Raw genomic sequence first — 17,264 nt, forward strand, 5'->3', positions numbered from 1 at the left:
GCGAACCGAGGTGGGGTGAAGCCACGTGAGAGGTCTCACAGAGAGACCCTTCACCGCCGCCCAACGTTAAAGCAGAAGCAGAGAAGACGCGGAGGGACTGTCACCTCACCCCGCTCGCGCTTTGCGCGAGCGACCCTCCCCCTCCAGGGGAGGGTCGGAGTTAAACCGTCAGCCCGCGCTGCTGGGCGAGCTCCTTCAGCGACACCTGCGGACGCGCGCCGATGTGCTGGATCACTTCGGCAGCCGCGAGCGCGCCGAGCTCGCCGCACTGCTTGTGCGCAAGGTTACGCGCGAGACCGTACAGGAAGCCGGCGGCGAAGAGATCACCGGCGCCGGTGGTGTCCACCAGCTTCGCGATCGGCGAAGCCGGCGCTGCGACGGCCTCGGTCGGCGTCACCACCACGCAGCCCTTCTCGCTGCGGGTGACCACGCCGAGACTGACGTCGTTGCGCAGCTGCTTCAGCGCGGTGTCGAAGTCCGAGGTCGTGTAGAGCGAATGCAGCTCGGACTCGTTGGCGAACACGATGTCGACGGTGCCGTTGCGCATCAGCCCGAGGAACTCGTCACGATAGCGGTCGACGCAGAACGAATCCGACAGCGTCAGCGCCACCTTGCGCTTGGCATCATGGGCAATCTGCGCCGCCTTGACGAAGGCGTCCTTGGCGTTCTTGGGGTCCCAGAGATAGCCCTCGAGATAAACGATGCCGGCGGCAGCGATCTGGACCGGGTCGATGTCGGCGGGCGACAAATCCTGCGCGGCACCGAGATAGGTGTTCATGGTGCGCTCGCCGTCATCGGTGACCAGGATGTAGGAGCAGCCGGTGGCCGGGCCAGCCTTCGCGGCGGGCGTGTTGAAGGCGACGCCGGCGGCGCGGATGTCGTGGACATAGAGTTTGCCGATCTGGTCGTCCTTGACCTTGCCGACATAGGCCGCGCGTGCGCCGAGGCTGCCGATGCCGACGATGGTGTTGGCGGCAGATCCCCCCGAGACTTCGGTCGCCGGGCCCATGTCCTTATAGATGGCGGCGGCCCGCGCCTCGTCGATCAGCGACATGCTGCCCTTGGTCATGCCGTGCTTGCCCAAAAAGGCCTCGTCGGTCTTGACCAGCACGTCGAACAGCGCGTTGCCGATGCCGAGAACGTCATATTTCACGTCAGCCATTCACCTTGATCCTGTTTGGCGGATTGCGAACCCTGAGGAAATCCGCTTCCTGTCGGTCTGAAATCTGGCTTGCGGCCTATCACGACCGGCCCTGCCCGGGCAAGCAACGGTATTATGACTCCCGATGATCCGCTCCTTCCTGACAGTCTCGACGGGAACATTGGCCTCGCGGCTGCTGGGCTTTGCGCGCGATTCCATGATTGCCGCTCTGTTGGGCACCGGCGCGGTGGCGGATGCGTTTCTGGCGGCGTTCCAGCTCGTCAATGTGGTGCGGCGGTTGCTCAGCGAGGGGGCGCTGAACGCGGCGCTGATCCCGGCCTGGCTGCGCGTCCGTGACCGCGACGGCGAAGAGGCCGCATCAGCGTTCGCCGGGCGCGTGCTCGGCACGGTCAGCGCGGCGCTGATCGCGATCTCGATCGTCATCGCGCTGCTGATGCCACTGATCATCACAGTGATCGCGCCCGGATTTCTGGGTAGCGGCACGCGCGATCTCGCCGTCGAGAATGCGCGGCTGATGCTGCCTTATCTCGCCTTTGCCGGCCCCGTCACGGTGCTGATGGGACTGCTCAACGCGCAAGGCCGCTTCGCTCTCACGGCGTTCTCGCCGCTGCTGTTCAATGTCGCGCTCATCGCCGCGATCGCGGCATTGCTCGCCTGGCATGCTGATGCGGGTTCCGCCGCGTGGATGCTCGCCGCCACGGTCGGCGTCGCCGGCCTGCTGCAATTGCTGATGCTGCTGTCGCAGCGAAGCGCGCGACTGGCGACGCCGCTGCGGATCAGCTTTGACAAGGAGATGCGCGGCTTTTTCGCCAAAGCAATCCCCGGCATGATCGCAAGCTCGGGCCCGCAATGGCTGATGGTTGCCGGCGCGATCATCGCCTCCGCGACGCCCTCCGCGGTGTCCTGGCTCTATTTCGCCAACCGCCTGATCGAGCTGCCGCTCGGCATCGTCGGTGTCGCCATGGGCACCGTGCTGGTGCCGGAGCTGACGCGCGCGGTGCGTAGCGGCGACCGTGACGCCGCGGCGCATGCGGAATCGCGGGCGCTGGAGCTTGCGACCGGGCTGGCGCTGCCGGCGACGCTCGGCCTGATCGTGCTGGCCGAGCCGATCGTGCGGCTGTTGTTCGAGCATGGCGCGTTCGGCGCGGACGACAGCACGGCGACCGCGCATGCGCTGATGTGGCTGGCGCTGGGCCTGCCGGCGCATGTGCTGATCAAGGCGCTGTCGCCGGCTTACTATGCCCGCAGCGACACGATGACGCCGCTGCTGGCGACTGCCAAGGGCTTTGTGGTCGCGATCGCCCTCGCTGTCGTGCTCGGACACTTCCTTGGCGCGAGCGGAATCGCTGCCAGCATCGCGGCCGGCGCCTGGGGCAGTGCGATCTCGCTGCTGCGGAAAGGCACCAGCGAGTTCGGCTTCTCGGTCGATGCGGCCGCCCGCAACCGGCTGCCGCGGATCGTGCTCGCCGCTGCTGCCATGGGCGCCCTGCTCTGGCTGACGACCGGCCTGTCGCCCGCCGAGGCGCACGGGCTGATCCGCTTCATCGTCCTGGGCGTGCAGATCGCAGCCGGAATCGCCGTCTATGGCGTGCTCCTGCAGGTCCTCGGCGCGGCCTCATGGCGCGAGGCGGCTAGTGTGCTGAAGCGCCCGGCCCGGACCGAGTCCGAGGCGTGACGCCATCGAATTACCCTTGACGGGGCAGCGCCGCTGTTGGAAACGACGGCCCAATATCTTCAGGAAGGCTTGCCAGGAAGACTAACCATGCCATTCGTTGAACGGGTTTTTTCGGGCGTCCAGCCGACGGGCAATCTGCATCTCGGCAATTACCTCGGCGCGATCGTCAACTTCGTGAAGATGCAGGAAACCCACAACTGCATCTATTGCGTGGTCGACATGCACGCGATCACGCAAGGCGTGGACGTCTGGGGCGGGCCGGTCGAGCTCGCGCGCAACACCCGCGAGGTGACCGCGGCGTTCATCGCGAGCGGCATCGATCCGAAGAAGCACATCGTGTTCAACCAGAGCCAGGTCTCGGGCCACGCCGAGCTCGCCTGGATCTTCAACTGCGTCGCGCGCATGGGCTGGCTCGGCCGCATGACCCAGTTCAAGGAGAAGGCCGGCAAGGACCGCGAAAACGCGTCCGTGGGCCTGTTCGACTATCCCGTGCTGATGGCGGCCGACATTCTGCTGTACCGCGCCACCCACGTTCCGGTCGGCGAGGACCAGAAGCAGCATCTCGAGCTCTCGCGCGACATCGCGCAGAAGTTCAACAACGACTTTGGTGACTCGATCCGCAGCCTCGGCGCCAATGACGGCCTGTTCTTCCCGCTGCCGGAACCGCTGATCACGGGACCGGCGACCCGCGTGATGAGCTTGCGCGACGGCACCAAGAAGATGTCGAAGTCGGACGCATCCGACAATTCGCGCATCAATTTGACCGACGACGCCGACACCATCGCGCAGAAGGTGCGCAAGGCGAAGACCGATCCGGAGCCGCTGCCGTCAGAGGAAAAGGGCCTGGAAGCGCGCCCCGAGGCCGCCAATCTCGTCGGCATCTTCGCCGCGCTCTCCGGCCGCTCCAAGGCCGACGTGCTCAGAGAATTCGGCGGCGGCCAGTTCTCCAGCTTCAAGAATTCGCTGGTGGATCTGTGCGTGACGAAACTCTCGCCGATCGCCGGCGAGATGAAGCGCCTCGTCGCCGACCCCGGCCATATCGACGCAATCCTGAACGATGGCGCCGACCGGGCCCGCGCCATCGCCGACGAGACCATGAAGCTCTCGAAGGACATCGTCGGCTTCATCCGCCGGCGCTGATTTCCCGCATTTGCGAGACCCGGCCGGCGCGCACTGCGCCGGCCGCTTCTCCTCTCCCCAAGCGTGAGGGAGTGTGGCAGCATGCCATCCGTGCACATTCCGGGACATGCATGACCAGCAAGCGACTTTGCTTCGAGCCGGGTCACAAGCCCAAATGCCTCGTGATCGTCGATGACACCGCCGAATGGGATCGCGCGGTCTACTATGCCAGCCGCTGGGCGATCCGCGCCGGCGGCGGCGTGGTGATGCTGCGCATCATCGAGCCCGAGCAGCAGAGTCAGGAATGGCTAGGGGTGGCCGAGATCATGCGCGCCGAGGCGCAGGAGGCGGCGGAAGCTGCGCTCGACCGCGCCGCCGGCCGCGCCAACGGCATCGCCGCGATCACGCCGGAGCGGGTGATCCGCGAAGGCGATGCAATGGAACATCTGCTCGCCGTGATCGACGAGGACCCTGACATCGCTATGCTGGTGCTCGCCGCCAATCCCGGCGCGGAGGGTCCGGGACCGCTGGTCTCGCTGCTCGCGCATGCGCTGGGCACGTTCCCGGTGCCGGTGACGATCATCTCGGGCGCGCTGAGCGACGGAAGTGTGGATTCGCTGTCGTAGCTCGCTTCTTACCCTCCCCCTCCAGGTAGGGGAATCGCATATGGCTGCGGAGGGCTGTTGCCAAGCGGTTGGAACTGGATTCTTTGGGTCTCTCTCGCTTCCCGAGGGAGACCAGAATGCGCCAGCTCAAGCGCCTGCTTCGACCGCTCAAGGATCCTCGCGCCAGCAACGTTCGACACGATCTGGTGGAGATCATCGTCATTGCCCTGGCGGCAACACTGGCCGGCGCCAAGAATTGCACGGAGTTCGAGTTCTTCGGCAAAGGTCGAGAGGAGTTGTTGCGTCAATTCTTGCAGCTCAGATACGGCATTCCCAGCCACGATACGTTCAGTAACGTCTTCCGCGCTCTGGACCCTAAAGGGCTGGAGGCGGTTTTGCGCAAGTTCAGCAAGAGCTTCGGCGTCAAGGGCGTGGTCAGTATCGATGGCAAGGCGTTACGCGGCGCCTTCGCGCGGGGCCGGCAGGCCACGCCGCTGCATATGGTCAATGTCTGGGCGGCAGGCACACGCATGGCGTTGGCTCAGAGGAAGGCTCCCAATCGCAACGAGGTTGCCGGGGTTCTCGAAGTCCTGGCTTTGCTTGATCTGGATGGCGCTCTTGTCACAGCTGACGCCCTGCATTGCCGCCCCGACATTGCCCAGGCCATTCGCGACCGCAACGGGCATTATGTATTGGCGATCAAGAGCAATCGTGGTCGGCTCTTCAAGGCCGCCAAGGCGCTGCTGGACACTGCTCGGAAGCCAGCACGCGCGTCCCAGCCCAAGGCGTCGGCTCACGGCCGCATCGAACGTCGGCAAGCCGTCGTCGCGCCGGCACCGGATTTGGCAAAGCAATACGCCTTCCCCGCGATCGCTGCCGTCGGCCGCATCGACAGTTGGCGCTCCAGCACGGGCAAGACGGCCAAGCACACAGCTCGATACTTTCTGGCCTCACGCCTGCTGCCGGCCAAGAAGCTGCTGGAGGCCGTCCGCGCCCACTGGAGCATCGAGAACAACCTGCACTGGGTCCTTGACGTCCTGTTCGACGAGGATGCCTGCCGCAGCCGCAGGGACCACGCCCCCGAAAATCTTGCCGTCATCCGCAAGCTGGCCATCAATGCCCTGCAAGCCACGCCGGGTCCGGCACGAACGAGCCATAAAATGCTTCAGGCGAGGTGGAACAACGACTTCCTCCTCACTGTCCTTGCTCATATGCGATAGCCCTACCCTGGAGGGGGAGGGTCGGCTCGCATTGAGCGCAGCGAAATGTGAGACGGGGTAGGGTGACGGTCTCTCCACCTCGCACACTGCCCGTATGGAGAGATCACCCCACCCCGCTCGCGCTTCGCGCGATCGTCCCTCCCCCTCCAGGGGAGGGTAAGCGGAGTCCAACCCTCTGAAAATCTTGGACTAATATCCCACGCCCCCTTGACCGTGCGTTCGCAGTCGCCATCTGCTAGGGAATAGGCCACGCGCCGGCCTTGAACCGGCGACGTCTGGAGAAAACCATGTTCATTCAAACCGAAGCCACCCCCAATCCCGCCACGCTGAAGTTCATTCCAGGCCGCGTCGTCGTCGACGGCAGCCCGATGGAATTTTCGAGCCGCGAATCGGCCACACGCTCGCCGCTCGCCGAAAAGCTGTTCGACGTGCCCGGCGTCACCGGCGTGTTCTATGGATCGGATTTCATCACCGTGACCAAGGCGAACGGTGAATGGCAGCAGCTCAAGCCCGCGATCCTCGGCGCCATCATGGAGCACTACATGTCCGGCGCGCCGCTGCTCGCCGACGGTGCCGCCCAGAGCGATGCCGAACTCGACGACGAGGACGAGTTCTTCGACGAGGCCGATGCCGAGACCGTCGACATGATCAAGGATCTGATCGAGACCCGCGTGCGGCCGGCGGTCGCCAATGACGGCGGCGACATCACCTTCCGCGGCTTCAAGGACGGGATCGTCTATCTCAACATGAAGGGTGCCTGCTCCGGCTGCCCGTCATCGACCGCGACGCTCCAGCACGGCATCCAGAATTTGCTCAAGCATTTCGTGCCTGACGTGGTCGAAGTCCGGCCGATGTAGGCGAAGTGCCGTAGGGTGGGCAAAGGCGCGCTTGCGCCGTGCCCACCATGCAATCATCGCGAAAAGAAGAGGTGGGCACGCTTCGCTTTGCCCACCCTGTGAAATCTCTCCTACGCGGCCTGGCCGATGCTCGCCGCCTCTTCCGCGGCCTTGCGCATGCTCGCCGACATTTCGCTGGTGACGGTGCTCTGCTCCTCGACGGCGACAGCCGTTGACGACACATATTCGCTGACGCCTTCGATCGCGCCCCGGATCGCCCCCAGCGCGGCGACCACGTCGACCGAGATGCCGTTCAGATTGCCGATCTCCTGCTCGATCCGGTCGGCGGCCTGCTTGGCCTGATTGGCGAGGTTCTTCACTTCAGATGCCACCACGGCAAAGCCGCGACCGGCCTCGCCGGCGCGCGCGGATTCGATGGTGGCGTTCAGCGCCAGCAGATTGATCTGACCGGTGATGCTGCCGATCAGCTGCACGATCATGCTCATCGACTCCGCCGCCTGAGTCAGCCGCTGCGCCTGATGGTCCGCCGCCTCGACCCGATCGACCGCGGTCGATGCGGTCTCGCGCGAGCGCGTCATGGCTTCGGCAATCTCGCGCACCGAGGCATTGAGCTCCTCGGCACCGGCGGCAACCGATTCCATCATGTCGCGCACCTTCTCGCTGCGCTTGCGCGCGATCACCTGGGCGGTGGTGTCGGAGGCGTATTTCACGACCTTGAACGGATTGCCGTTGAGGTCGCGGATCGGATTGTAGGAGGCCTGGATCCAGACCTGCCGGCCACCCTTGCCGACACGCTGATATTCACCGGACTGGAATTCACCGGCGTTCAGCCTGGCCCAGAAGGCCCGATAGGCTTCGCTTTCGCGCTCGTCAGTGCCCATAAACATGCTGTGATGCTTGCCGACGATCTCGGACAGCGTATAGCCGAGCGCGCCGAGGAAGTTTTCATTGGCCGTCAAAACCTTGCCGTCCATGCTGAACTCGATCACGGCTTGCGACTTGCCGATCGCCTCGATCTGCCCGGCAAAATTCGCATTCGACAGCTTCTGCGCACTGACGTCGGTGGCGAACTTCACCACCTTGAACGGCTTGCCGGCCTCATCGAGGATCGGATTGTAGGAAGCGAGAATCCAGACCTCCTTGTCGCCCTTGCCGAAGCGCTTGTACTCGCCGGACTGGAATTCGCCGCGGCCGAGCTTGGCCCAGAAATCGCGATAGGCCGCGCTATCGCGCTCACCTGCCCCCACGAATATGCCGTGATGCTGCCCCTGGATCTCGTCGAGCCGATAGCCCACCGTGCTCAGGAAATTCGCGTTGGCGGTGATGATGGTGCCGTCGAGATTAAACTCGATCACCGCCTGGGCGCGGCCGATCGCAGAAATCTTGCCGGCATCTTCGAGGCTGCGGATCTTGCGCGCGGTGATGTCAGTCGCGAACTTGACGACCTTCACCGGTTTGCCGGCTTCGTTGATGATCGGATTATAGGACGCCTGGATCCAGATCTCGCGACCGCCCTTGCCGAGCCGCTTGTATTCAGCTGATTGATATTCGCCGCGGCCGAGCTGCGCCCAAAACTCGCGATAGGCCGCGCTGCCCCGCTCCTCCGGCATCACGAACATGCTGTGGTGCTTGCCGGCGATCTCGTCGAGCCGGTAGCCCATCGCGTCCAGGAAATTCTGGTTGGCCGTGATAATGGTGCCGTCGAGATTAAATTCGATGACCGCCTGCGACTTGCCGAGTGCAATGACCTGAGCCAAAGCCTCCCTAGCCGAAGAACCGCTTCGCCAAAAAGACATAAATGAACCCTTCCAAATGACCGAACGGGCGCGGCTTGATCTGCCAAAGCGCCCCGTCTGAGTCGTCGTTGACTCGCTCTCCCGCCCGTTGACGGTGTCATTGGTTTGCTAATGATTAATTAAAATGCCAACATTTCAAGTACTTAGCTATCTCTAAGGTTGCAAATTGATGCATCCGCATCGAAAATGGGGAGCGAAAATTTTGTCGCCTTCGCGTCCACGTAGAATTACGGGGCCGATCGTGCGCCTGTCGAGAAATCAAACTTGGACTGGTTCGACCGCGGCTCGACCGACTAAGCTGATTCGATGCTGATCCTTGCCATCGATACCGCGCTGGAAGCGTGCGCGGCCGCCGTTCTCGACACCGACGCCGGCCAGCTGCTCGCGCAGGAATCGCTTCTGATGAAGCGCGGCCACGCCGAAGCGCTGATGCCGATGATCGCGCGCGTGATGCAATCGGCCGATCTTGCCTTCACCTCGCTCGACCGCATCGCCGTCACCGTCGGCCCCGGAAGCTTCACGGGCCTGAGGGTCGGCATTTCGGCGGCGCGCGGCCTTGCGCTTGGGGCGAAGCGGCCCGCCGTCGGGCTGACGACGCTTTCGGCCTATGCCGCCACCGTCGTCGGCCAGAGCGGAACGGCGCCGGTGATCTCGGCGATCGATGCGCGGCACGACCACGTCTACTTCCAGATCGTGGCCGGCGACGGCAGCCAACTGGTGCGGCCGAGCGTCGCTCCGATTGACGCGGCGATTGCGGCCTCGCAATTCGGTGCGCCGCATTTGGTCGGCAATGCGGCAAAGATCCTCGCCGATCGCTGGCCGAAAGATGGTCCGCAACCCGTTGCGGTCGACGCCCAGCCCGCGCCCGACATCGGCTGGGTCGCCTGGCTCGGCGCCGCGGCTGATCCCGAAACCACGCCGGCGCGGCCGTTCTATCTGAAGGCGCCCGACGCAAAGCCGGCCGCGCAGCCACCGCTGGCAGCACAAGCCGCGACCTCATGATGAGATGGCTTTCGGAATGGTGGCGCGGCGGCACGGCCGCCGTCGAGCCGGCGACCACGCGCGACGCCGCGCGGCTGGCGCAGCTGCACGGACAATCCTTTGCCCGCGGCTGGGGCGAAGCCGAGTTCGAGGGCATGATCGGCGAGCGCAACACGCTCGTGCACCGGTTGCGGCTCGGCCGCAAGACAATCGGATTCGCGGTCTCGCGGATCGGCGCGGACGAAGCGGAAATCCTCTCCATCGCGGTCGACCAGGCTCACCGCGGCCGCGGGCTGTCCGGCACGCTGCTGATGACGCATCTCGGCCACCTCGCGGGGCGCGGCGTGCGCACAATATTTCTCGAAGTCGAAGAAAATAACCAGCCGGCGCGGCGGCTCTACGATCGGGCCGGATTCATGGTGGTCGGGCGCCGCGAACGCTACTATAAGCAGCCCAACGGGGAACAATTGAACGCACTTCTGATGCGACGTGACTTGTCGTAACATTGATGGCAGAAAGCGCCCCCCGTCAGGCAGACACCCTATGACTGGACTTAAACCTTCCTCCGCCTCCAAGGCGACCGGCATCGAAGCACGCTGCGCCGCCACCGGCATGCGCATGACCGAGCAGCGCCGTGTCATCGCCCGCGTGCTGGCGGAATCGGTCGACCACCCCGACGTCGAGGAACTGTACCGGCGCTGCGTCGCCGTCGACGATAAGATCTCGATCTCGACGGTCTATCGCACCGTCAAGCTGTTCGAGGATGCCGGCATCATCGAGCGCCATGATTTCCGCGAGGGCCGCGCGCGCTACGAGACGATGCGCGACAGCCATCACGACCACCTCATCAATCTGCGCGACGGCAAGGTGATCGAGTTCACCTCCGAGGAGATCGAGAAGCTCCAGGCGGAGATCGCGCGCAAGCTCGGCTACAAGCTGGTCGATCACCGACTCGAGCTCTATTGCGTTCCGCTCGACGACGACAAGCCGACGTCTTGATTCAGTGTCGGTAGATCTCATCATCTTCGATTGCGACGGCGTGCTCGTGGACAGCGAGGTCATTTCCTGTCGCGCACATGCGGACGTACTGACCCGGCACGGCTATCCGATCACGCCCGAGCAGGTGTCCGCGCGCTTTCTCGGTCGCTCGACGCGGCAGGCGAATCTCGAGATCGAGACCGAGCTCGGCCGCAAGCTGACCGAGGCCTATCACGGCGATCTGCAGGACCAACTGTTCCGCTCGTTCGAGGCCGACCTCGAAGCAATTCGCGGCATCCACGATGTGCTCGATGTGGTCACGCAAGCCGTCTGCGTCGCCTCCAGTGGCTCGCATGAGCGCATGCGCGTGAGCTTGGGGCGCACCTCGCTTTACCAGCGGTTGGCACCAAACATCTTCTCGTCCTCGCAGGTGAAGAACGGCAAGCCGGCGCCGGACCTGTTCCTGTTCGCGGCCAAGGAAATGGGCGTGGCGCCCGAGCGCTGCGTCGTGATCGAGGACAGCCTGGCCGGTATCGCCGGGGCGCGAGCGGCCGGCATGACCGTGTTCGGCTTTTGCGGCGGCAGCCATTGCGGGGGCGGCCATGCCGAGACCCTGCGCGAGGCCGGCGCCGACCTGACCTTTGCCGATATGCATCAGCTGCCGGACCTGGTCCGGCGGGTCGCGGCGAACGCGCTGGCGGGCTGATTTCGGCCTCGTCGTCATTCCGGGACACGCGCAACGCGTGTGAACCCGGAATCTCGCGCCAAAACCTCTGGATTCCGGGTTCTCCCGCTTTGCGGGCACCCCGGAACGACCCCGCCGGGTGTCAATCGCTGGATTTTCGCCCCTCCAGCCTATATCTGAGGGGCGTCCTCCACCTCAATTCCGAGTTCCATGACGCCGCCGCGCAAGCTGCACATCAAATCATATGGCTGCCAGATGAACGTCTACGATGCCCAGCGCATGGTGGACACGCTGGCTCCGGAAGGATTCGTGGAGACGGCCAACGCGGAGGATGCCGACCTCGTCATCCTCAACACCTGCCATATCCGCGAGAAGGCCTCCGAAAAGGTCTATTCCGAGCTTGGCCGGCTGCGGGTCGCCAAGGACGAGGCCGCGCGCGCGGGCCGGGCAATGCAGATCGCGGTCGCAGGCTGCGTGGCGCAGGCCGAGGGTGGGGAGATCACGCGCCGTGCGCCGGTGGTTGACGTCGTGGTCGGCCCGCAGAGCTATCATCACCTTCCCGAGCTTTTGAAGCGCGCGCGCGACGAAGGCCGTGCGATCGAGACCGAGTTTCCCGCAGCCGACAAGTTCGGCTTCCTGGCCCAGCCAAAACCCGATGCGATCCGCGCGCGCGGCATTTCCGCTTTCGTCACGGTGCAGGAAGGCTGCGACAAGTTCTGCACCTTCTGCGTCGTGCCCTATACGCGCGGCGCCGAAGTCTCGCGCCCCGTGGCGAAGATCGTCGACGACGTGAAGCGGCTCGCGGACAACGGCGTGCGCGAGCTCACGCTGATCGGGCAGAATGTCAACGCCTATCACGGCGAGGGGCCGGACGGAAAAGCCTGGCCGCTCGGCCGGTTGCTCGAGCACCTGGCGAAGATTCCGGGCATCGCGCGGCTGCGCTATTCGACCAGCCATCCCCGCGATGTCGATGACAGTTTGATTGCAGCCCATCGCGACCTCGGTGAGCTGATGCCGTTCGTGCACCTGCCGGTGCAGTCGGGTTCGGACCGGATTCTCGCCGCCATGAACCGGAAACATACCGCCGATGATTATCGGCGCGTCATCGACCGTTTCCGGTCTGCGCGCCAAGATATTGCTTTTTCATCAGATTTTATCGTGGGCTTCCCCGGCGAAAGCGAGCAAGATTTTCTCGCCACCCTCGCGCTTGTCACGCAAATCGGCTACGCTGCCGCATATTCGTTCAAATACTCCGCCCGGCCGGGAACGCCGGCCGCGGATATGCAGGAGACGGTGTCCCCCGCCGAGATGGACCAGCGATTGGAGCGGCTCCAGGAACTGATCGACAGCCAGCAATCGGCCTTCAACAAGGCCGCGATTGGCTCAACGGTCGATGTGCTGTTCGAGCGTCCGGCCCGCAAGGAGGGCCAGATCGTCGGCCGCACTGCCTTCCTCCAGCCTGCCCATGTGATGGCCTCGCCCGACATCATCGGACAGATCCTGCCGGTCCGGATCGACAGCCTCGAACGCTATAGTTTCCTCGGTGAGCTCGTGACGCCGCGTAACGCGCGCGAGCCCGCTTTATCGCAAGCCATTGGAGCCTGAACCCTTGCCAAAAAGCGCATCGGATTCGTCTTCGCTCGCTCCCAGCCGCAAATTTGACCGCGACATGCAAGTTCCGCCCGAGACCCAGGTCGTCATCGACTTCGACGACAACCGCGCTGCTTCCGCGCTGGTCGGCCCCTACGGCCAGCATCTCGCCCAGATCGAGCGGCGGCTCGGCGTCGTGGTCGACTCCAAGGGCAACCACATCACCATCGGCGGCACGCGCGACGGCTGCGACGCCGCGCGCCGCGTGCTGGAGACACTCTACGCGCAGGCCGTGAAGGGGCAGGATCTCGACCAGGGCGAAGTCGAAGGCGCGATCCGCGCCGTGATCGCACAGGGCTCGCTGTTCGAATTCGACGCCAAATCGGCCAAATCCACCTTCGACAGCATCAATTTGCGCAAGCGCCCGGTGCGCGCGCGCACCGCCGCGCAGGATTCCTACATCCGCGCGCTGAAGCGCCACGAGCTAGTCTTCGGCATCGGCCCCGCCGGCACCGGCAAGACCTGGCTTGCGGTCGCGCATGCCGCGCAGCTGTTCGAGCGCAAGGAAGTCGACAAGATCATCCTGTCGCGTCCGGCGGTCGAGGCCGGCGAGCGGCTCGGCTTTTTGCCCGGCGATCTCCGCGAGAAGGTCGATCCGTACCTCCGTCCGATCTACGACGCGCTTTACGACCTCATGGACGCGCGCATCGTCGAGCGAGCGCTCCAGACCGGCGAGATCGAGATCGCGCCGCTCGCCTTCATGCGCGGCCGCACGCTGACCAACGCCGCGATCATCCTGGACGAGGCGCAGAACACCACGTCGATGCAGATGAAGATGTTCCTGACCCGTCTCGGCGAGAACAGCCGCATGATCGTGACCGGCGATCCCTCGCAGATCGACCTGCCGAACGGCCAGACTTCGGGCCTGGCGGAAGCGACGCGCCTGCTGGGCGGCGTCGAAGGCATTGCACAAGTTCATTTCAAAGCCGAGGACGTGATCCGCCACGAGCTCGTGGCGCGGATCGTCGCCGCCTACGAAGGTTCGCCGCAGCGGCCGGCCACCGGTAAATCCTAGCGAGACAACAACCGGACCATACGGGCGCGGACAGGGCGTCCTTTGGTTCCGAACAAACAAGATGTCACATCCAAACCTTCCCATGACCGAGGTCCTCGTCGTCGCCGATTGCTGGCAGCGCGAGCCCGATTCCGAAGCGGTGATCCAGCGTGCGGTGGCAGCCGCCGCCGAGAGTGTCGACGAGGACGTTGCCGACGCCGAAGTGGCTGTGATGCTGACCGATGATGCCGGCATCCGCACGCTCAACAGCAACTGGCGCGGCATCGACAAGCCGACCAACGTGCTGTCGTTTCCCGCGCTCCAGCCGGAGGGCGAGTGGAAGGAAGGCGATGCGCCGCGCATGCTCGGCGACATCGCGATCGCCTACGAGACCATGCGTCGCGAGGCGGACGAGGAACAGAAGCCGTTCGATCATCATTTGAGCCATCTCGCCGTGCATGGTTTCCTGCACCTGATCGGCTACGACCACGAGAACGATGGCGACGCGGAGGAGATGGAAGCGCTCGAACGAGAGATCCTGTCTCATCTCGGCATACCCGATCCCTATGCAGACCGCCCGGGGACGCATTGAGATGCCCGATTCCGACCCTATTCACGACAATCCGCGCAATACCGCGAATTTGCCGGTCGTGGTGACATCAGGCGAGGTGATGCGGCCGACCGCGGAAGGCTGGCTGCTGCGTGCCATTCGCACCCTGTTCGGCTGGAAGGCGGGATCGGTGCGCGACGATCTCCAGGTCGTGCTCGACGCCACGACGCCTGACGACACCGGCTTCTCGACCGTCGAGCGCACGATGCTGCGCAACATCCTCGGTCTGCACGAGCGCCGCATCGCCGACGTCATGGTGCATCGTGCCGACATCATCGCGGTGAAGCGCGACATCCCGCTCGGCGAGTTGATGGACCGCTTCGAGAGCGCCGGCCATTCGCGCCTTGTCGTCTACAACGAGACGCTGGACGATCCCGTCGGCATCGTCCACATCCGCGATCTGCTCGCTTTCATGACCGCGCGTGCACGGGTGTCGGAGGCCACGAAAACCAAGCGCAAGAAGCCGCTGCCGGCCGGCCTCGACCTGCGTACGGTCGACCTGGCGTTGCCGCTGCAGGATGCGCGCATCATCCGCAAGCTGCTCTACGTGCCGCCGTCGATGCGGGCGATCGACCTGCTGGCGCAGATGCAGGCCACGCGCATTCATCTGGCGCTGGTGGTCGACGAATATGGCGGCAGCGACGGGCTGGTCTCGCTCGAGGACATCGTCGAGCAGATCGTCGGCGAGATCGACGACGAGCACGACAGCGACGAGCCGCCCTCGATCGTCCGGCTGCCCGACAACGCCTTCATTGCAGACGCCCGCGCCAGCCTCGACGACGTCCGCACGGTGATCGGCGAGGATTTCGTCACCGGCGAGGCCGGTGAGGAAGTCGAGACGCTCGGCGGCTATCTCGTCAGCTTCGTCGGGCGCCTGCCCGTGCGCGGCGAGGTGATCTCGGGCCCCGGCAATTACGAGATCGAGGTGCTCGATGCCGATCCGCGCCGCGTCAAGCGGCTGCGCATCTCGACACGGAAGGAGCGTCCCGCGCCGCGTACCCAGCGCGAGAGCCGCCGCCGCGAGGCCACGCCGGAGAGCGGTCAACCGCCTTCCAGCGACACGCCCGTCCCGCCGCCAAGCGACGGGACCGGTCCGCAGTGACCCTGTTCCAGCGGCTTCGGCAGATTGCGCTTGCCATCATCCTCACCTGGGGATGGAAGCGCGCGCTCATCGCGATGGGATGCGGCGCGCTGTCGGTGCTGGCGCTGGCGCCGTTCAATGTCTTTCCGGTGCTGTTCATTACATTCCCGGTGCTGGTCTGGCTGATCGACGGCGCGGGCGCCGGACGATATCGCGGCGTCCCCGCCGCGGCACTGACCGGCTATTGGTTCGGGCTCGGCTATTTCGTCCCCGGCCTCTACTGGATCGGCTACGCCTTCTTCGTCGACGCCGATGTGTTCGCGTGGCTGACACCGTTCGCCGTGCTTGGCCTGCCGGCCTATCTCTCCATCTTCACCGCGATCGGATTCGCGCTGGCCCGCCTGCTCTGGACCAAGGATGCCACGCGCATCCTCGCGCTCGCCGCAAGCCTCACCGTCGCCGAATGGCTGCGTGGTCACGCATTGACCGGCTTCCCCTGGAACGCGTTCGGCTATGCCCTGTCCGAGCCGCTGCCGCTGGCGCAGACGGCGTCGCTGATCGGCCTGTGGGGCATGACGTTCCTTAGCGTCGCGATCTTCGCAAGCCCGGCGGCGCTGATCGACCGCACGCCCGATCGCCGCCCGGCATGGCGCGCGCCGGCTGCTGCGATTGCCCTTCTGATTGTCATGAGCATCTTCGGCGCGATCCGCCTGTCGCTGCATCCGACCACGATGGTCGCGGGTGTGAAGCTGCGCCTGATGCAGCCGGACCTCCAGCAGGACGCGAAATTCAACTACGCCGCCAAGGCGGAGGTGATGAAGAAATACCTGGCGCTGTCGGACCGCGCCTCGGGACCGCAATCCACCGGCGTGCGCGATGCCACCATCCTGATCTGGCCGGAATCGGCCTTTCCGTTCTTCCTGACCCGCGAAGCCGACGCGATGGCGCAGATCGCCGAGCTGCTGCCGAAGGGCACGGTGCTGATCACGGGCTCGGTCCGCGCCCCCGACCTGCCGCGGGGCACGCCGATCACGCGCGCCTACAATTCGATCTACGTGATCGATCACGACGGCAGCGTGCTCTCGGTCTACGACAAGCTGCACCTCGTGCCGTTCGGCGAATTCCTGCCCTACCAGAACCTGATGGAGAAGCTCGGCTTCGAGCAACTCACGCGCGTGCGCGGCGGCTTCATTCCCGGCAGCGTGCGACATGCGCTATCGGTGCCCGGCGCGCCGCCCGCGCTGCCGCTGATCTGTTACGAAGCAATTTTTCCAGGCGAGGTCGCCGGCCGCAATGAGCGTCCGGGCTGGATCGTGAACCTCACCAATGACGGCTGGTTCGGCATGTCGACCGGTCCCTATCAGCATCTCGAGCAGGCCCGGATGCGCGCGATCGAGCTTGGATTGCCGCTGGTCCGGTCCGCCAATACCGGCGTGTCAGCGGTGATCGATCCGGTGGGGCGAACCGTTGCCAGCCTCGGCCTCGGCGTCGAAGGCATTTTGGATGCAAACCTGCCCGCCGCAATTCCGCCGACCGTCTATGCGCGGGTGGGCGACGTGCCCGCAGCCATGCTCGTTGCGCTGGCCGTGATTCTGGTGGTCCGCCGACGTGTTGCCAAACGGCACCCCTGATCACGCCCTCGCCGCCGCAGCGGCCGGAATCCTTTGACAACCGTAGTCCCACGGTTGACAGACTGCACACGGGTTCCTCATTCTGCACCCGCTGCGAAAGACAGTGGGTGTTGCTAAATTTCTCCGCAATGTTTCCCAATAACAGGGTTTGATTTTGACGATGCTGGCACCGGAGGCATTCTTGTGATTGCGCCGAAGGTGATGTTTGGAGGCTGAGGAA

16 protein-coding genes are annotated in these 17,264 nt (G+C 64.8%); 14 read left to right on the forward strand and 2 right to left on the reverse strand.

Annotation, left to right across the window (positions count from 1 at the left end; translation table 11 throughout):
• Positions 1–160: 160 nt before the first annotated feature.
• On the reverse strand, positions 161–1,162 hold the full coding sequence (locus ACKWRH_RS00135) for an adenosine kinase (protein ID WP_445218835.1): 1,002 nt from the start codon (positions 1,160–1,162) through the stop codon (positions 161–163).
• Positions 1,163–1,286: 124 nt separating this feature from the next.
• Between ACKWRH_RS00135 and murJ the strand changes: the two genes are divergently transcribed.
• The 5 genes from murJ (at position 1,287) to ACKWRH_RS00160 (ending at position 6,638) form a co-directional block, all read left to right on the forward strand.
• Positions 1,287–2,837: a murein biosynthesis integral membrane protein MurJ gene (gene murJ / locus ACKWRH_RS00140; RefSeq protein WP_445218836.1), complete on the forward strand. Its 1,551-nt coding sequence runs from the start codon at positions 1,287–1,289 to the stop codon at positions 2,835–2,837.
• Positions 2,838–2,924: 87 nt separating this feature from the next.
• Positions 2,925–3,977 carry a tryptophan--tRNA ligase gene (trpS, locus tag ACKWRH_RS00145; protein WP_445218837.1) on the forward strand — a complete coding sequence of 351 codons (1,053 nt, stop codon included), beginning with the start codon at positions 2,925–2,927 and terminating at the stop codon, positions 3,975–3,977.
• A 110-nt stretch (positions 3,978–4,087) separates the two neighbouring features.
• Complete coding sequence (locus ACKWRH_RS00150) at positions 4,088–4,582, forward strand: universal stress protein (RefSeq protein ID WP_445218838.1); 495 nt, start codon at positions 4,088–4,090, stop codon at positions 4,580–4,582.
• Between the two features lie 116 nt (positions 4,583–4,698).
• Positions 4,699–5,781 (forward strand): ISAs1 family transposase, encoded by a 1,083-nt coding sequence (locus ACKWRH_RS00155; protein WP_445215716.1) that lies wholly within the window; start codon positions 4,699–4,701, stop codon positions 5,779–5,781.
• Between the two features lie 287 nt (positions 5,782–6,068).
• Positions 6,069–6,638 (forward strand): NifU family protein, encoded by a 570-nt coding sequence (locus tag ACKWRH_RS00160; protein WP_445218839.1) that lies wholly within the window; start codon positions 6,069–6,071, stop codon positions 6,636–6,638.
• Positions 6,639–6,748: 110 nt separating this feature from the next.
• Here ACKWRH_RS00160 and ACKWRH_RS00165 read toward each other — a convergent pair whose 3' ends face one another.
• The gene (locus ACKWRH_RS00165; RefSeq protein WP_445218840.1) at positions 6,749–8,434 is read right to left on the reverse strand and encodes a methyl-accepting chemotaxis protein; all 1,686 of its coding nucleotides are present in this window, start codon (positions 8,432–8,434) and stop codon (positions 6,749–6,751) included.
• Between the two features lie 306 nt (positions 8,435–8,740).
• Here ACKWRH_RS00165 and tsaB point away from each other — a divergent pair, with 306 nt between their 5' ends.
• The 9 genes from tsaB (at position 8,741) to lnt (ending at position 17,044) form a co-directional block, all read left to right on the forward strand.
• Positions 8,741–9,436 (forward strand): tRNA (adenosine(37)-N6)-threonylcarbamoyltransferase complex dimerization subunit type 1 TsaB, encoded by a 696-nt coding sequence (tsaB, locus tag ACKWRH_RS00170; protein ID WP_445218841.1) that lies wholly within the window; start codon positions 8,741–8,743, stop codon positions 9,434–9,436.
• Positions 9,433–9,918: a ribosomal protein S18-alanine N-acetyltransferase gene (gene rimI, locus ACKWRH_RS00175; protein WP_445218842.1), complete on the forward strand. Its 486-nt coding sequence runs from the start codon at positions 9,433–9,435 to the stop codon at positions 9,916–9,918. Before tsaB ends, rimI begins: the two co-directional genes overlap by 4 nt.
• Positions 9,919–9,958: 40 nt before the next feature.
• Positions 9,959–10,414 carry a Fur family transcriptional regulator gene (locus ACKWRH_RS00180; protein WP_028150589.1) on the forward strand — a complete coding sequence of 152 codons (456 nt, stop codon included), beginning with the start codon at positions 9,959–9,961 and terminating at the stop codon, positions 10,412–10,414.
• A gap of 4 nt (positions 10,415–10,418) precedes the next feature.
• A complete protein-coding gene (locus tag ACKWRH_RS00185) occupies positions 10,419–11,099 on the forward strand; it encodes an HAD family hydrolase (RefSeq protein ID WP_445218843.1) in 681 nt (226 codons plus the stop codon).
• Positions 11,100–11,288: 189 nt separating this feature from the next.
• Positions 11,289–12,683: a tRNA (N6-isopentenyl adenosine(37)-C2)-methylthiotransferase MiaB gene (gene miaB, locus ACKWRH_RS00190; protein WP_445218844.1), complete on the forward strand. Its 1,395-nt coding sequence runs from the start codon at positions 11,289–11,291 to the stop codon at positions 12,681–12,683.
• A 64-nt stretch (positions 12,684–12,747) separates the two neighbouring features.
• Complete coding sequence (locus ACKWRH_RS00195; protein ID WP_028150586.1) at positions 12,748–13,743, forward strand: PhoH family protein; 996 nt, start codon at positions 12,748–12,750, stop codon at positions 13,741–13,743.
• Between the two features lie 82 nt (positions 13,744–13,825).
• Positions 13,826–14,314, forward strand: coding sequence for an rRNA maturation RNase YbeY (gene ybeY, locus ACKWRH_RS00200; protein WP_232208404.1), 489 nt, complete (start codon positions 13,826–13,828; stop codon positions 14,312–14,314).
• A 1-nt stretch (position 14,315) separates the two neighbouring features.
• A complete protein-coding gene (locus ACKWRH_RS00205; RefSeq protein WP_445218845.1) occupies positions 14,316–15,434 on the forward strand; it encodes a hemolysin family protein in 1,119 nt (372 codons plus the stop codon).
• Positions 15,431–17,044, forward strand: a complete 1,614-nt coding sequence (lnt, locus tag ACKWRH_RS00210) for an apolipoprotein N-acyltransferase (protein ID WP_445218846.1) — start codon at positions 15,431–15,433, stop codon at positions 17,042–17,044. The genes ACKWRH_RS00205 and lnt overlap by 4 nt, the downstream gene beginning before the upstream one ends.
• Positions 17,045–17,264 lie beyond the last annotated feature (220 nt).

The organism is Bradyrhizobium sp. Pa8, assembly GCF_052588265.1.

Bases quoted from the DNA above. Each gene is read 5' to 3' on its own strand.
- ACKWRH_RS00135 (WP_445218835.1), bottom strand. From the start codon at position 1,162: ATGGCTGACGTGAAATATGACGTTCTCGGCATCGGCAACGCGCTGTTC.
- murJ (WP_445218836.1), top strand. From the start codon at position 1,287: ATGATCCGCTCCTTCCTGACAGTCTCGACGGGAACATTGGCCTCGCGG.
- trpS (WP_445218837.1), top strand. From the start codon at position 2,925: ATGCCATTCGTTGAACGGGTTTTTTCGGGCGTCCAGCCGACGGGCAAT.
- ACKWRH_RS00150 (WP_445218838.1), top strand. From the start codon at position 4,088: ATGACCAGCAAGCGACTTTGCTTCGAGCCGGGTCACAAGCCCAAATGC.
- ACKWRH_RS00155 (WP_445215716.1), top strand. From the start codon at position 4,699: ATGCGCCAGCTCAAGCGCCTGCTTCGACCGCTCAAGGATCCTCGCGCC.
- ACKWRH_RS00160 (WP_445218839.1), top strand. From the start codon at position 6,069: ATGTTCATTCAAACCGAAGCCACCCCCAATCCCGCCACGCTGAAGTTC.
- ACKWRH_RS00165 (WP_445218840.1), bottom strand. From the start codon at position 8,434: ATGTCTTTTTGGCGAAGCGGTTCTTCGGCTAGGGAGGCTTTGGCTCAG.
- tsaB (WP_445218841.1), top strand. From the start codon at position 8,741: ATGCTGATCCTTGCCATCGATACCGCGCTGGAAGCGTGCGCGGCCGCC.
- rimI (WP_445218842.1), top strand. From the start codon at position 9,433: ATGATGAGATGGCTTTCGGAATGGTGGCGCGGCGGCACGGCCGCCGTC.
- ACKWRH_RS00180 (WP_028150589.1), top strand. From the start codon at position 9,959: ATGACTGGACTTAAACCTTCCTCCGCCTCCAAGGCGACCGGCATCGAA.
- miaB (WP_445218844.1), top strand. From the start codon at position 11,289: ATGACGCCGCCGCGCAAGCTGCACATCAAATCATATGGCTGCCAGATG.
- ACKWRH_RS00195 (WP_028150586.1), top strand. From the start codon at position 12,748: ATGCAAGTTCCGCCCGAGACCCAGGTCGTCATCGACTTCGACGACAAC.
- ybeY (WP_232208404.1), top strand. From the start codon at position 13,826: ATGACCGAGGTCCTCGTCGTCGCCGATTGCTGGCAGCGCGAGCCCGAT.
- ACKWRH_RS00205 (WP_445218845.1), top strand. From the start codon at position 14,316: ATGCCCGATTCCGACCCTATTCACGACAATCCGCGCAATACCGCGAAT.